This is a genomic window from Brakhagea baltica, from assembly GCF_052161605.1.
Lineage (GTDB): Bacteria > Planctomycetota > Planctomycetia > Pirellulales > Pirellulaceae > JBKCUI01.
Genome location: NZ_CP197409.1, coordinates 1,133,901 through 1,148,720, shown reverse-complemented (window position 1 = coordinate 1,148,720; position 14,820 = coordinate 1,133,901). Strand labels below are relative to the sequence as shown.

The following is a 14,820-nucleotide window of genomic DNA, read 5'->3' as shown; positions in this document are numbered from 1 at the left end:
TGCTCTCTCAGCGTTTTTTAAGCCAACCAAAAGGGAGCGGGATTAAGCATAGCCTCGTGCTCTCGTTTCTCTTTCACAAGAGCGTATCCGTAAAGAGCAGTACTCTTTTGCGGATACGCTTTTTCGTTATTGATCCCGGACGTCTGTGGACGGAGATTCATCAATCGGTCTCTTCCCAGTAATCGTCTTCTTGCGGCGTGACTAGCGACTCCTCTGGCTCGGGTTGCTTTTTCTTTTTCGAGGACTTGGGCTTCTTTGGAGTATCGTCCCAGCCTTCGTCCCTTCGTATCTTCTTACCACGCTTGCCAGAACCAGCCGATTCGGCTGCAGCATCCGCACGCATGGTCTCCCATTCTGCAACCGAGATGGTGACCTCGCGGGCCTGAGAACCGTTGTACTCACCCACGATCCCATCCTCGGACATGAAATCGATTAATCGTGCTGCTCGACCGTAGCCGATTCCGAGCGCTCGTTGTAGCAAGGAACAGCTCCCACGCCCCTCGCGTACGACGATATCGACCGCCGCTTCGTATAAGTCGTCACGCTTCTTGAAGGTTCCCGGCTTGGTCTCGCCACCCTCTTGATTGACTTTGAGTTGAACGAGTTCTTGTACAAAGTTTTGCACTGCACCCATACTGCAATGATCGACCACAGCGTTGATCTCGTCATCACTTAAGAACGTACCTTGCCCTCGCAGAAGCTGGCTTGTTCCTGGCCACAAGAACAGCATGTCCCCGTTTCCAAGTAGCTTATCAGCCCCCATTTCATCGAGAACAACCCGACTGTCAGTTCGGCTTGCAACTTGGAAGCTGATCCGTGCGGGTAAATTGCTCTTGATCAAACCAGTGATAACATCAACGGTCGGCTTTTGCGTTGCCAGGATCAAGTGAATACCAACGGCACGACTCTTCTGCGCCAAACGAATGATGTGGGCCTCAACTTCTTTTCCTGCGGTCATCATCAAATCCGCCATCTCATCGACCACAATGACGATGAACGGCAAATGATCGGGAATCAGATCCGCTTCCTCGGGTGACTCGGGTTTGAGACGCTCGACCAACTCCTCACGCCCTAGCTGATTGTAATTGGTAAGGTGTCGCACTCCTGCTCTCGCTAGCAACGCGTATCGTTCCTCCATTTTATCCACAGCCCAGGCGAGAATGGCTTCTGCTTTTCGCATATCAATCACGACTGGGTGCATTAGGTGAGGCAGGCGTCCATAGCAACTCAGCTCCACCATTTTCGGATCGATCATCAACATCCGAACTTCGTCTGGCCTTCTGGTCATTAGAATGGATGAGATGATGGAGTTGAGACAGACCGACTTACCTGTACCGGTCCGTCCTGCAATAAGCAGGTGGGGCAGGCTGGCCAAATCGACTGTCAACGACTTTCCTGACACGTCTTTACCCAGGAACAACGGTATCTTCTGCTTCTTGATTTGAGGCCCACTTTCCTCAATCACTTCTCGCATCCTGACAACTTGGCGTTTCTCATTCGGCACTTCGATCCCAACGCTATTCTTGCCTGGAATAGGCGCCACGATTCGAACACTTGGAACGCGAAGTGCAATCGCGATATCGTCAGCCAGGCTGGTGATTTTGCTGAGTCGAAGCCCTGCTTCCAGCTCGATCTCGTATTGAGCGATAACCGGTCCAGTTTCAATTTCAACTACCTTTACGTTGAAGCCAAAACTATCAAAAGCTTGTTCCAGAAGCTTGGCCTTGCGTCGCACTTCTTCGTTTTGCTCTTCGTAGCAAATGTCATCCGATTCAGTGAGCAAGTCCAAGCCTGGCAATACATATTCTTCGCTACCCTCTGGTAGCTTTGTATCGTCCATATCCTTGATCGAATCGGCAGGATCCTCTTCGGCTGGTTTTTCGTTTTCTTCCTTTTCTCGATCCTTCTTGGAGGTCTTGCCATTCTTTATTGTCGGTACTCGTTCCTCGATGTGTGAGGCGTCGGTACGAAGCGTTATGTTGCGCCGTTTCTTTGGCGTCACCTCGGTGATCGTCTCTTCTTCCTCATCAGATTCGCTGTGTACCTCTTCATCATCATCCTCCTCGTCGGAGAAGTCTTCTTCGCTATCATCTTCTTCGTAGTACTCTTCTTCGTATTCCCCTTCGGATGACTCTTCATCAACGTATTCGTCATCTTCGTAGCCGATTTCTTCGTCTTCGTCTGTAGCTGTGGAAGCAGTTTTTTGCGTTAGCTCGCTCAACGGGACAGGTTTGGGAGCGGTCAAGTCGGTACGTACGGGACCGCGTCTTTCGGATGCCAGGTCGGCAATGGAAACGTTTGCTTCTGCCCGCCGTCCAATGCGTATGTTGGGGCCGCCATCAGGATTGTTAACGATATTTTGCGCCGAAGTTGAATCGCTTTCTTTCGTCACTGGCCCAGAAATCGCGGTTGCAATGCTCTTTAATGCGCCGCGAACGCTAGTGAAGCTCGAACTAGAGGAGGTAGGCTCTGCTTGCAGGCTCTCCGGTGCCGCTGGTATGCTCGCCGTAATCGAGGTTGGATCTTGTCGCAAGGTAAGCGATGCTGGTAAATCCGAGCGTTTTGGTGAGAAGGTGCCCTCCAGCAGTTCCTTGTGCCGACGGAAACTCCACTGAGGAATGCGAAAGTAACGAGCTGCAACCATGGCAAACGTACCGCAATATCCAAAGTACCTTACGATGGCGTACTCCGTGCTTAGAAGCATACCACCAATAAACATGCTTAGGACCATAACGATCGACCCAGCGTGAGCCAAGTGCTCGTCCATCCATAAATTAGCGACAGCTCCAAGATAGCCCCCTCCCCCGACAGGAACAGCTACTTGCGGTTTCCAACCGAATCGGTCCGGCATACAACATACCGAGAGAAGAATCAGAGACCAGCCGATCGATCTGCCAAGCGACGAGGCCCAAGGCTTTTGTCTGAGCATGACGATACCCGATAGCAGGCTTAGACCGGCGATCAAGTAGGCCCCGATTCCGGTGCTCTGTATCAGAAAGTCACTGAATAGGGCTCCGAAATATCCACACGCGTTCTCAAACTTTTCGTTCGGCGGATAAGCAGCGGGCATTGGTTGGTAGACTAAACTCAGAGGACGCGGTGCTTTGCCCAGATTGTCTGCCGCATCATGAGTCCAGAGCGATAGCCATAGAAACGCAGAGAAAGCGAACATGCAGACCGCAACCACGTCCCAGCGAACGGATCGTTGTTTTTCCATGATGCCTTTCCTCCTTACGATCAAGATACAATTGCCCATCTCAATCTTCGGCAAAACTGCTGGGATTTCTGTATAGACCTCGCCCCCTCCATGCTCTTCCGCTACGATCCGCACAATCGTCTTGCTTCTCGCTCTTTTGTTCTTAGATTGCTTCGGAAATGTTTGGCATTATCAATTTGGGAAAACCGGCCGGCCCCACCAGTCGCGATTGTGTAAATCAAATCCAACGACTGATCCGCCCTATCAAGGTCGGGCATGCGGGAACCTTGGACCCGATAGCATCCGGGGTTTTGTTGATTCTGGTTGGCCAAGCATCCCGACTGACCGACTATGTACACGAATTGGACAAGGAGTATCTGGGGACGTTTGAATTGGGAGCTAGTAGCCCATCGGCTGACAAAGAGACCGATGTGGAATTGCTCCCGAGTTGCCGAATCCCAACGTTCGACGAGTTGCGAACTGCCCTCGAACTGTTTCGGGGCTTGATAACACAGACCCCTCCGATCTATTCTGCAGTGCGGATCGATGGCAAGCGAGCGTACGACTTAGCACGCTCAGGAGAAACCCCCGATCTTCCCGCTCGCCAAGTTACCGTCTCGGAAATCGAGATAGTGAGCTATTCCTATCCCCAGGTGGTATTAAGAATTGTTTGCAGCACGGGCACATACATTCGCTCCATTGGACGCGATCTCGCTCGCTCGCTTGAGTCGGACGCCATTATGACTGGTCTTGTGAGAACTCGTATCGGACCGTTTTCGATAACTGACAGCTACTCGTTGGAATCTATCGATTCGAAGGAACGCGTTGCTCAAGCACTCCAGTCGCCCTTGGTTGCGTTGGGCCACATGCCAATCATCGCACCAAGCGAACAAGACCTGCAAAGGCTCAAGGATGGTCAACGAGTTCGATTGGAAATACCTATTGTGTTCGTCGAGCAAACACATGTAGCCATAAACGCGAACGGCCAACTCCACTCGCTAGTGAAATTTGAGCCATCCACTGAAACGTGGAAAGTCGAAAAGTACTTCCCAGGATAGTTCATCCCTACTAATTTGTGCCATCCATTTTTTATCTCGTCGTTTCGATACAGTCGATCCCCAATTTTTAATTGACTCGAACAGAATCCTATGGCCAACAGTCGTAGTGCGATTCGTTTGCACCGCAAACAACTAAAATGGCTGGACTTGTTGGCTAGTTGCAGGCAGCGTCGATCCTCGCAAGCAGCTTTGCCAGACTGCTCGCTTGCCGTTATGGGCTTACTAGATCCCGATGTCCCGTTCTTTCGGAACTCGGATCTAGCTGAAACAAGCTGCGGCTCGCCGCTGCCCCCTATGACAACGCTTGCCTATCGATGGCGAAGACTGAGGCGAGGGCTTCGAATCTGCGTCGAATCCATTCCCTGCGGTAGGAGTACTCGACCCCCGAAACGGCATCGAAACCGGCAAGAAAAGCACGGCGTATGCATCGCTGTACACTATGCACTACCTCGATCTCGTCATGCCTGAACTGTTCAGTGCGTAGTGGTCTACCCATGTTCGGACTCCTCTAGTTAGTGGGACATTGTCCAAATGATATCGGGGGTTAAAAAACAGTCAGGAAAAAGGTGGATGGCACCATATATGAGCCCCAGTGCCGTCACTGCGTTGGTGTAGAAGTTAACTTGAGCCCGACGATGCCAATCACAATTAAGGCCAAACTCAAAACACGAAATGCACTGACCGGTTCACTAAATAGAATGACGCCTGCGGCAGCAGTTCCGACGACTCCAATGCCAACCCATATGGCGTAAGCAGTTCCTACAGGTAAATCACGGAGTGCTAAGCCCAGCAACAACATGCTTAATGCAACGGCGACAAGAGTTCCCAAGGTCGCCCATCCCTTTGTAAACCCCTCCGTGAACTTCAACCCCACAGCCCACGCAACCTCAAAGATTCCAGCTAAGAACAAGATGATCCAACTCATTAATAAATCCCTTGTGGTACTGGCTGCGAGGCGACGAGAATAGGGGATTGTGCCGGTTTTTGAAAGGAAATCACAAACTAGCTAGGTTTCGCATCGCCGTCAGCGTCAGTCGTTATGGAATGCGATTCTAGCATTGCTTGCATGCCATTGTTCCCTCCTACCATTACGTCAAAGTTACCAGGTCCAAGTTTTGATAAAGTGGCAACGATTTCCTGGATTTGGAATGAGTCCTCGTTGGGACCTGACATGTAAAACGGCTTTCCATTGCGGCCAAATTCAAAGGTTTCCGGGCAATCACCTTCGTCAACATCATGGAAAATGGGCAAAAGAGTCGATGTTAACCGATGGGGAGCAAACCCGATTTTCTGCGATTCCCGGCTGGCAAAGTTAAGCAGCTTTAGGACGTACGCTGGCGAAACACGGCGACCGTCTCGTTCTAGAACTAAATCTGAAATCATCGCTAAATCGATGGATCTCCTGATCCCCGCATCCTTGACACCAAGACAAAACAGGTCAACTAAAAAAGTACACGCAATCGGTCCCTGTTGAGTTTGGCGTATGCACATCAGGTTATGCAGTCCTTCTACCCCCATCTCGTAACATGCGTACCAAGCACCATTTTGCATGGAACGAACAAGTTCACTCGGAGTTGGGTTTCGAAGCTTATTGGCTTCCTTACGCACCTGAATTTCTCGCTGCTTCTTTTTCGCGAGAGCTTTTTGTCGTTTTCGTTGGTCTTGAGCCATTGCTTCCTCCCTGATTGGTTGTAAAGGCATCGAATTTCTTCGAGATGCAGGAACCGCGGATTATAGCGAATACCAGTCTTTTGGAGAGTCGACTTATCGCGGTTTACCAGGAAGTTGGTTGCGTTTCGAAACGACACCTTCGTTTAGCTTGTCTCGAATCCAATCGATTGCGAAAGCCAAAACGGAATCTTTGTCGATCTCGAAATGGAGGTCGTGCAAGAGATTTGGCCACAGCTTGAGTTCGCAGATCTTGCCTGCTCTGTTTGCGAACTCTTGGCTGGCCTGATGCGAAGTGATGGGGTCCGAAGTGCCGTGCATAATCAACGTCGGCGTGACCAACTGCCTAGCTCGCAAGAGGGAGTTCTCTCCTTCCTCCAGCATCGAGATTCCAAGGGCAGCCGATACGTGCCGCAGGACCACGGGGTCGTTAAGGTATCTCGCAACCTCGTTGGGATCACTGGTTAGATGGTTTGGATTCAACCCGGTTCCCAACGTAAGCGACGGCCAAAATTTACCAAGGGTCCGACCAATCAAGAGCTTCCAAGCAGGTGGCTGAAAAGCAGGTCTCAGAAGAGGGCTGCCAGCAATGATGCAATCTGCTGGCTCACGGTCACTCAGCCCATGATGCAATACGAGACCACCACCAAGGCTTTGCCCATACAGAATAACCGGCACGGTAACACTGTCTCGTACCCAGCGAATCACCTTGGCCAAATCTGTAGCCAGGACAGAAAACTCGGGCATGAAACCGCCCGTTCGACCGTGCCCCACGGCGTCAAAACCAACAATGCTAAAGTTGGACCTACAAAAGGTCTGTGCGACGGGCTCGAAGCGTCCAGAATGATCGCCAAGCCCGTGCACCAGCAACACAACGCCCGCTGGTTCTTCGCTGGCCCAACTCCTAACAAAAAGTTTCCTACCGCTGGTCGACTCGATCCAAGATTCTACGGGAGCTACCAGCGAAGGTCCGTTCATTTGCAGGGTTCACTTATCTAGCTGTTTTAGGAATAGAGGAGGTCGTAGCATCCGGCTTAGCGTCCCCTTTTTTCTCGCCTTCGGCTTTGGCTAGCTCTTGTTCAATCGTCTTACTGTCGAGTTTCTTCGGCCAATTGATCAGCTCGAATGCATCCACGATCTGGCTGTCCTCAGCCCCGAAAGCTTCCGCATCCTCGGCGTTGAGTGTAAATGCCAGAACGGCGCGACGACCATCGTCATTAGATATATGATAGTGGATCCAGATGACATCGACATCCTTAACGCGTCCATAGGATTCGATTCGTATCGCTCGCATTTTTGATCCCGTAACCTTTTCAGAGGATTGCTGGACCTGGAAGGAAGAACTGGCCAGCGATGCTTTCACATCCGCGACGAATCCATCCATGCTGAGCTGTCGGCCAGGCTCATAGTCTACAAGGTTCGTGACATTACACTGAGCAACCCTAGTATTATCAACGATAAATCGATATGTCGCGTTCTCACCAGTGTCACGGAACGTAATCCATTTGCTATCGGCAATGAACCGGAAATGCCCCAAATCGGACTGGAATCGCCTGAAGCTGGCGGTTTCCACAGAAGGCATACGATCCACTATTGTGTCCAGGCTTTCCCCGTTTGAAAGTGCATCGATCTGCTGCTTACGAATCTGAACCTGAGCTAACACCTTATATCCCGGGGCTCGCTCGCTGATCTCTCGCTCTTCTTCTACATTCGCAGCGAACCAAGTAATCTCGCCAGCTTTGCGATCCAATTGAGCCTTTCCGTCAACCGATATAGCTGTTCGGATACCAGCGACGACTGCGTTGACTCTTCCTTTGACTTCGATTTGTGCTCCATCTCCGTTTGCATCCACTAAGCAAGCGACTAATTCCCCATCGCGAATGGTATCCACTCCCAATAAGCGGGTAGTCAACGCTTCGCTGAGTGTCCATTTGTCCGTAATCTTAACCTGCTTCTTCGTGACAATCTCGTCCAAGAAAGTAGCGTTAATCGGCAGCTCGATCAAACCGACCTCGGCATGGAAAATAGGACTGTTGAGCCCCGAGGTCAGAATCCGTTTCGATGTACGCGAGAAACGGATGATATCGTTGCATTCTTCGCGAAGCTTCGTCTTGGTCAAATGCCGGTCAACTTGCATTTCCGAAGAAGCTTCGATGACATTCAGTACACTCGTGCAGTCGATGAGCCCTTGGTCGAATTGCGCATCTTCTTCATACTCCAAAGTGGCTGTCGATTGAAAAGGGGCTTTGCGGTCGATGGCTGTGCGCCCCTTGCCATCGGTACCCTCGCTCAACTGACTTTTTAAGTGCACCTCGCCATTCAACTTCACAACAGCCTTGGCACGGTAAGTTTTCGATTTGTAATTTTCGGATTGGTCATCTCCGTACGCGTTAAAGCTACCCAGCAGGCTCGTTGCCAGGAGGGCGGCCAAGAGTTGACGTCGGGTTGGCTGAAATGCGAATTCCGAATGGCTCATCACGTGTATACCCCTAGAGAAAACGAAGACTCGTTTCTAAGGATCGGACTGCATGCTGCGTTGACGTGACTAGAACCCTCGCAAACGATAAAGCTTGAGCAGTTTTACCCATTCCGAATGCTTGCATTCTAATGCTTTGCTTGGCATTACCTTTGAGCTATTACCCCGACTTGTCGACTCGCATTGGCATAACAGCGTGCGTCCAAGATGAGCTCCCCGCGGAAACTACTTGATCATGCCAGATCACCCATAACTTGTCGCAGACGTCTCAGTATCCGGCTCCTGCATTGACGCACCATCGACTCTGACATGTCTAACTTACTTGCCGCAACATCAGAGGGCATCCCCTCGACGGCAGTTAGCCAAAATGCCCGCCAATGTCGCTCTTGATACTCGCTCTGAACGAGCTCCATTCCACGTTGCAACACCGCACCAATTAAATCAGGCGTGCTCGGCTCGGGTATCCCCTCCGCGTCGGGATCAGCGAACTGCCCCAACTCCTCAGCCGCCGTGCTACCACCAGCCGCTTGTAGCTCATCTCGCATCTGGCGAGTTCTATCTATCCACTTTCTATAGGTAATCCGCCAAAGCCAACCACGAAAGCTACCCGACTTGCCATCCCCACGAAATTGATGAATGCTCGACGAAACCGCTTGAAAGACTTCTTGAGACAGGTCCTCACACTCTTCGGTACTGCATCCCAATCGCTTGCCCCATGCTCGCACCAGCGGCGAATAAATGTCAAACAACTGATGCCAAGCATTTGACGAAGAGTTTTTTACCCCTTCTAGCAGACTGGGACGGGTCGAATCGGTCGATGGCATTGGAAAGACTTTGAGAAGTTTTGTCACGCTGATTTCGTCCTAGTATAGTGTAGCTCCACTAGCTCCTCAAATCGGAATAGCACGCTTCTCAAATAGGAATCGCATACGTGACCGATCAAGCGACTGTCCAAACAGAATGTTTATCCGCCGACACCATACGATCCTACTGGGAAGGCATGGTCCCTGACCTTGAAATGGAGACGATCGAACAGCATTTGCAAAATTGCCAACAGTGCATGGCATTGTTCCGGCGATTCGAGACTGCCAGAGAGGAACTAGACATCTTGCGAGACTTCTCACCCGAAAATTTCCAAGCCGTCTCACCAAATCCCGAACGAGCCGCCGAGACGCAGCAAAACAGGGAACAATCGCTAATCCCTCAAGATAAGAATCGTTCCAACGATGGCGTTAGCGGATGCTATCCCTGGCAGTCTTGGTTGCCTCAATCCAAACAGATTGGGCCATACAAAATCCTTAGTCTGATCGGACAAGGTGGGATGGGGGCAGTCGTTCTCGCGGAACATGTTCGATTACACCGGCGGTTCGCTATAAAGCTACTTTACTTGCCACGATCATTGTCTCACGCTCAATCGCGATTTCAACGCGAAGCCGAAGCGGTCGGTCGCTTGCGCCACCCATCCATCGTCACCGCCTCCGATGCAGGACAAGAAGGCCCGCTGCATTACCTCGTAATGGAGTACGTGGAGGGATTTGATCTCTCCAAATTGAACAGGCTCATTGGCGAAATTTCCATCTACGATGTTTCGGAGATCGGCCGGCAAATTGCTTTAGCTCTTTCCTATGCGCACGCTCAAGGACTGGTGCATCGAGACATCAAGCCTTCGAATATCATGCTAGACAACGAAGGACGGATCAAGCTACTCGATTTCGGACTTGTACAAATCGATCGATGGGACGATGAACTTAGCGAACTCACTTCGGTCGGCCAATTTCTGGGCACACTCGATTACATGGCTCCTGAACAAGCCGAACGGTCAGGGCAAGTGGACCATCGAGCCGATCTGTATGCACTCGGGGCCACGTTGTTTCGATTGCTATGCGGTCGAGCTCCGTTAGCCTCGACACCTAACCTGTCGCCTTTGGAAAAGCTGCGGTTGCTGGCTCACCATGCTCCCCCAAGCTTGCGAACTCTACGACGCGATGCCCCTGCAGCCCTAGTGAAGATCATCGACAGTCTACTGTCGACCGACCCCAACGATCGCCCACCTAGCGCCGCGCACGTTGCAGAAGCCCTGGAACCATTCGTTGCACAGGCTGATCTGAAGCGTTTGATTGAACAAGGGAATGCAGCCCAAGCCACGCTCAAGCCCCGCGACGAGGCATTGATCAGCCAGCAGGAATTGGTTGCCAGCGACCAGGACGATCCGCCAACGCCACGAGAGCCTGCCGACACCTTGCCACCCCCGAGCAGGTGGCGCCGTTATGGTAGCTTGGTGGCTTTAGCGTTGCTCCCTTTAGCTTTTATTGCGGGCATCTTGATCCAGATCCCCGTCGAGGAAGGTATGCTGATCATCGAGTCGGAGTTACCCGAGAGCGAGCTAAAAATCGTCCGATCCAAAGATGGACACGAGCAGCAGCTCAAGCTGGATATCGGGCCGCAGGTAACCAAACTACGTGCAGGTAAGTATTCCCTAGAACTCAACAGCCCCAGCGATAGCATCGCGATCGAGAATGATACCTTCGTGGTATCGAAGGGAGAGACGGTTGTAGCCAAAGTACGATTAAAACGTTCTGAATCACCGGAAACCCGAGAAATCGGGGGAACCCGGGAAACCCCGACTATTGTTGACACAAAGGAGCCCGTTCCTGCGAATTCCATTGCTGCGAGCTCCCCTGCTACAGGACCAACACTCGAAGCTCGGTATCAGGGCAAAAATCTCTCAGAATGGTTGGAAATTTACGAGCAGCAAAAGAACGGCAGATTACCTGCCGAAACATTCCAAGCGTTAGTGGTATTGTTGGGGCATTCCGCTGAACAAGCTCTCTTTGAGGAAGTGTTCGCAAAGCTATTCTGGAGTCGCGAAATGGAAATCGGTTTTCGCGTGCCACTTAGTAGCTGGCACGATCCGCGAATTGTAGACTCAGTATTCAAACAATTTGAGCAAATGGATAGGGCGGCTAAACATTCGTTTTTAAGCTCAACGAGAAAGAGTACGAGACGTTTCAACAGTGAGCAATTATCGAGAGTGTTAGAGTGGATAGAAGACCAACACGCATCGGGTGCTAAAGACGCTAGCGAATGGTTTGATAGCCTGACCGGACTGCGAGCAAACGTTAAGGAGCCGGTAGGAAAAAGCAATCAAAGTGATTTGGGTTCTGTCTATAAACCTGATTTTGATTGGTTGTCGGAACTAGAGAAAATCAATCCTGAACTATTTCATCGTTACGATACCTACGTTATAGAAAACGCTCTCTGGAATCGTTTAACTCGAGGTTCTCAGGGGCGTATTTCGAGTGGTGGCTTTCCATACGAACAACCAAATGAACATCTGTATCAAGTACGCGCAGCGGAACGGGTTCTCAATTCGAAAAACGCAAATTCAGAACAACGCATCATCGCAATTCGATTGCTCATGGATAATCAGAGCAAGCTGTCCTCTGCGTTGACGCAACAAAGTCTTTTCGATGAATATCGCAAGCAGCTGAAATCGGTTCCAGCGGACTTCATGCAACGTTTTCATTGGGGGACCGATTCTCGAGAGTGGGACTCCATGAAAGTGGTAGGTTTACAGCAGTCTATATGTGGTATCGGCTGGACATTAACCCCCAGTTTGACATTACTGGGAGTGCCTCAAGACAACCTGGTGAGGGAGTTTCACGCGGAGTTACTAGAGCTTGCCTTAGCAATGCGTGAATTATCCGGAGAGGGATTAAAGCGATACGAATCGATTTCTCCAAAGATTTCTCCCAATAACCTTCTAGCAGGCATTAATCGAACGTACGGCAATGGTGCAACAGTTGTACTTGAAACTGTGGCAAGCTATCCACCAGAAAAGCAAGAAGATGTGAAGCAGATGCTTACCCAAACGCAAGCACTGATACTGCAGCTTAGACTTTTCGAAATCCTGGTGAACTCTCCGAATTTGGACCCGAAAACAATCGTTCGCGACTTCAAACGCTACTTGGAATCGCTTGAGGAGTGGAGAGAGTTGATCAGGCAAGTGAACAAGGAATCGGATGGCATCATCGCCAACTCGGACTTAAAAGACAAAACGGAAGCTGTCTCGATGCTTCAAGCCAAAGGCTTTACGATTCCTTTGGATCAGCCGATCAATCTTCCTATCTACCTAGAGACGAAATACCGCGATCAATAGATTTTCCGGTGGCTTAAGAGTCACAAGGGGGGCGATTGGGGATACAGCGATTCGATGGGCCAAGAAATAATCTACGAACGCGGGGCCTGTTGCGTCCGGATGACGTGACCGAAATTCGGAAAGTCCTAACTCGAACGAAGCTCCCGCGTCCGCGGACGGGTGTTGTAACGCTGCTGCCGAGGACTCCTGGTCGAGTCAATCACTTTCGGTTTGCCCGCGACCGCACGAAACCGTTTGCCAAAGTCCCGCACTAGCTCCATCCACGCTTTGGGATGGTCGAAGTCCCTACCGTAATTGGATTGTATCCTAGACGGAAGACACTGCTGACGGTTCGATTGATGCAATGAACTATTGCAACTCCGTAAGGTGCAAAGATAACCACCCATGAAATGTGAGCCATGAGAACCTCCGTTAGCAGGGAAAAACAGGAGACTCGTCATAGCCGCCAAGTATATCCCAATCCATAAACCCTGCAAAAATGCTGTGTCCCCTAGATTACCCGCCCTAGATTACCCGCCCTAGATTACTCGAAACTGGGCCAATCGCTATTGGTCTGGGTTGTCGATAAGTTCCCGAAGTCTTTCGCCAAGCACGTCTGGAAATCTATCGATCCAAGTTCTGTCCAGCAAACCGACCTCGATCAAATCCAGTAGATGCACGCGATCCTTCAGGCGAAAGGAGTTTAGTTTCATTCGGACCAATCTTTCCAAAGGCAACGTACGAATTCCATCACCAAACTCGCTAGGCTCAACATCGGGATTTGCTTCATAGTCATTCTCCTTGACCATTCGGTTCGCAATAACAACATGAATCCCAAATCGAGCCGAATCTTCGTCGCCTTCAAGGAACATGTCCAATCCTGCAACCTTTCGATATCGATACCCATTGTCTGCCATCGCCTTCTTGGCTTCTTCAAGGTTTTCAGGGCGTATCAAAACGTCGACGTCATTGGTTGCTCGCACAGCACCTGGATCGACCTGGGCAACCCAAATTCTCACCGCATTCCCACCTACAATCGCGAAAGGAATACCAGCCGCTTCGAGTATTGAATTTGTCTTTCGTAGTCGTAGTTCAACTCGATCCATTGACTCGCCTATCTTCCTCCAGAGTTGATCACCGACAACAGTCAGTCCATGCACCATCTGATTCCCTTTCACAAAGTCACCTGATTATAGCATAAATCGATCCATACACCAAGATTTGGCTCCGGTAGCTGTGGCGTGTTACGGACCTTGCTTTGGTCGTAGAACTCACCAGATTCGCACCGCAACAAATAGCCTGGAGGGCGATACATGAACTGCCGGTGGTGTAAACCAACGGACAGCTTGGGGACACAGTATTTTCATCGACCATCGAATTGTAGCGTCTGTTGTGAAATAAGAAAAAGCGGTCGACGCTCAAACGTGACCACTTCGTTCAGAAATAGGCCCACATACGTAGAACGGCTACAGAGGAATACAGAAATAGCGGCCTTTGAGAACAGACCGATTCCCCACGCTTATCGGAACAACAAAAGGAAATCGCGGATGTGCGGGCTTCGCTTACCTTACCGGGACGCGATAAAGTTAATCGAAAGAAGCTCCCGCGTCCTCGGGCGGGTGTTGTAACGCTGTTGCCGCCGAAGGCTCCTGGTCGAATTAATCACTAGCGGTTTGCCCGCAACTGCACTAAACAGTTTCGTCGGCTTCTTTTTCTTGCATGGACGCCCGATAGGACGCAGTGTAAACCAAACTCCGTGCTTTTCTGCCATCTCTTCGGTCCATTTATCGTCGCCAAACGGTCGGCCACGGTGACAAAATTGGGGGACTGGGTTCCACAGACTGATTCCAACGAGCCATACTGCCAGCTCTCCGCACGTTCGACCAAGTTGGCGCGAACAGGGTTCCGTTCTACGTATCGACAGAGAACGTAGAAGTGGCTGTCGTCTTACACAGGAAAACTCTTGTAGCGAGACTGATAAATATGCCCCTCGCCGAGAGTATGGTAATGAGCATGTTAACGCAACGCGTGCGTTGCCGTAACCCAGCGTAGAAACTTGCCCATTTGTCCATCTTGGGTCGGTCGCAAAACGAGATGCTAATGATTTGACATAAGTGTGAACGAGAAAAGCTGAACCGAGTATTTCTCCAAACCATCAGCGAGCACGCGAATGAACGCTTCGTAATCTTCATGCTTGTGGAAAATTGTTTGTCTCGCGTTACCGCGATTGAGCGCATGATAGACTGTACCTGCCTCATCGATCCGTTTTTGTCGTGGCATCACA

11 protein-coding genes and 1 pseudogene are annotated in these 14,820 nt (G+C 50.7%); 2 read left to right on the top strand and 10 right to left on the bottom strand.

Translation table 11 applies throughout. From position 1 onward, the window contains the following. Positions 1 to 17 precede the first annotated feature (17 nt). Both SH449x_RS04540 and SH449x_RS04535 read right to left on the bottom strand, forming a co-directional pair. On the bottom strand, positions 18 to 161 hold the full coding sequence (locus tag SH449x_RS04540) for a hypothetical protein (RefSeq protein ID WP_482380134.1): 144 nt from the start codon (positions 159 to 161) through the stop codon (positions 18 to 20). Continuing rightward, a complete protein-coding gene (locus tag SH449x_RS04535) occupies positions 161 to 3,217 on the bottom strand; it encodes an FtsK/SpoIIIE family DNA translocase (RefSeq protein WP_482380133.1) in 3,057 nt (1,018 codons plus the stop codon). Before SH449x_RS04535 ends, SH449x_RS04540 begins: the two co-directional genes overlap by 1 nt. A gap of 158 nt (positions 3,218 to 3,375) precedes the next feature. On the opposite strand from SH449x_RS04535, the gene truB reads away from it, so the two are divergent. Beyond that, positions 3,376 to 4,254 (top strand): tRNA pseudouridine(55) synthase TruB, encoded by an 879-nt coding sequence (truB, locus tag SH449x_RS04530; RefSeq protein WP_482380132.1) that lies wholly within the window; start codon positions 3,376 to 3,378, stop codon positions 4,252 to 4,254. 310 nt (positions 4,255 to 4,564) lie between these two features. Here the strand turns inward: truB and SH449x_RS04525 are convergent. The 6 genes and pseudogenes from SH449x_RS04525 to SH449x_RS04500 form a co-directional block, all read right to left on the bottom strand. Beyond that, positions 4,565 to 4,750 (bottom strand): annotated as a pseudogene (locus SH449x_RS04525) (hypothetical protein); the annotation flags it as partial. Between the two features lie 102 nt (positions 4,751 to 4,852). Beyond that, positions 4,853 to 5,179 carry a DMT family transporter gene (locus SH449x_RS04520; RefSeq protein ID WP_482380131.1) on the bottom strand — a complete coding sequence of 109 codons (327 nt, stop codon included), beginning with the start codon at positions 5,177 to 5,179 and terminating at the stop codon, positions 4,853 to 4,855. Between the two features lie 77 nt (positions 5,180 to 5,256). Continuing rightward, positions 5,257 to 5,925 carry a hypothetical protein gene (locus SH449x_RS04515; protein ID WP_482380130.1) on the bottom strand — a complete coding sequence of 223 codons (669 nt, stop codon included), beginning with the start codon at positions 5,923 to 5,925 and terminating at the stop codon, positions 5,257 to 5,259. A 93-nt stretch (positions 5,926 to 6,018) separates the two neighbouring features. Further along, positions 6,019 to 6,900, bottom strand: a complete 882-nt coding sequence (locus SH449x_RS04510) for a lysophospholipase (protein WP_482380129.1) — start codon at positions 6,898 to 6,900, stop codon at positions 6,019 to 6,021. 13 nt (positions 6,901 to 6,913) lie between these two features. Beyond that, the gene (locus SH449x_RS04505; RefSeq protein WP_482380128.1) at positions 6,914 to 8,398 is read right to left on the bottom strand and encodes a hypothetical protein; all 1,485 of its coding nucleotides are present in this window, start codon (positions 8,396 to 8,398) and stop codon (positions 6,914 to 6,916) included. Positions 8,399 to 8,631: 233 nt separating this feature from the next. Beyond that, positions 8,632 to 9,249, bottom strand: a complete 618-nt coding sequence (locus tag SH449x_RS04500) for an RNA polymerase sigma factor (protein WP_482380127.1) — start codon at positions 9,247 to 9,249, stop codon at positions 8,632 to 8,634. 80 nt (positions 9,250 to 9,329) lie between these two features. Here SH449x_RS04500 and SH449x_RS04495 point away from each other — a divergent pair, with 80 nt between their 5' ends. Continuing rightward, on the top strand, positions 9,330 to 12,557 hold the full coding sequence (locus SH449x_RS04495; RefSeq protein WP_482380126.1) for a serine/threonine protein kinase: 3,228 nt from the start codon (positions 9,330 to 9,332) through the stop codon (positions 12,555 to 12,557). Between the two features lie 545 nt (positions 12,558 to 13,102). Here SH449x_RS04495 and SH449x_RS04490 read toward each other — a convergent pair. Together SH449x_RS04490 and SH449x_RS04485 are read right to left on the bottom strand one after the other, a co-directional pair. Then, complete coding sequence (locus SH449x_RS04490; protein ID WP_482380125.1) at positions 13,103 to 13,642, bottom strand: nucleotidyltransferase family protein; 540 nt, start codon at positions 13,640 to 13,642, stop codon at positions 13,103 to 13,105. Positions 13,643 to 14,633: 991 nt separating this feature from the next. Further along, the gene (locus tag SH449x_RS04485; protein ID WP_482380124.1) at positions 14,634 to 14,816 is read right to left on the bottom strand and encodes a transposase; all 183 of its coding nucleotides are present in this window, start codon (positions 14,814 to 14,816) and stop codon (positions 14,634 to 14,636) included. Positions 14,817 to 14,820: the final 4 nt, after the last annotated feature.

Excerpts from the sequence above, each read along its gene's own strand:
- truB (WP_482380132.1), top strand. The coding sequence starts at position 3,376 with ATGTTTGGCATTATCAATTTGGGAAAACCGGCCGGCCCCACCAGTCGC.
- SH449x_RS04535 (WP_482380133.1), bottom strand. The coding sequence starts at position 3,217 with ATGGAAAAACAACGATCCGTTCGCTGGGACGTGGTTGCGGTCTGCATG.
- SH449x_RS04520 (WP_482380131.1), bottom strand. The coding sequence starts at position 5,179 with ATGAGTTGGATCATCTTGTTCTTAGCTGGAATCTTTGAGGTTGCGTGG.
- SH449x_RS04510 (WP_482380129.1), bottom strand. The coding sequence starts at position 6,900 with ATGAACGGACCTTCGCTGGTAGCTCCCGTAGAATCTTGGATCGAGTCG.
- SH449x_RS04515 (WP_482380130.1), bottom strand. The coding sequence starts at position 5,925 with ATGGCTCAAGACCAACGAAAACGACAAAAAGCTCTCGCGAAAAAGAAG.
- SH449x_RS04485 (WP_482380124.1), bottom strand. The coding sequence starts at position 14,816 with ATGCCACGACAAAAACGGATCGATGAGGCAGGTACAGTCTATCATGCG.
- SH449x_RS04505 (WP_482380128.1), bottom strand. The coding sequence starts at position 8,398 with ATGAGCCATTCGGAATTCGCATTTCAGCCAACCCGACGTCAACTCTTG.
- SH449x_RS04490 (WP_482380125.1), bottom strand. The coding sequence starts at position 13,642 with ATGGATCGAGTTGAACTACGACTACGAAAGACAAATTCAATACTCGAA.
- SH449x_RS04540 (WP_482380134.1), bottom strand. The coding sequence starts at position 161 with ATGAATCTCCGTCCACAGACGTCCGGGATCAATAACGAAAAAGCGTAT.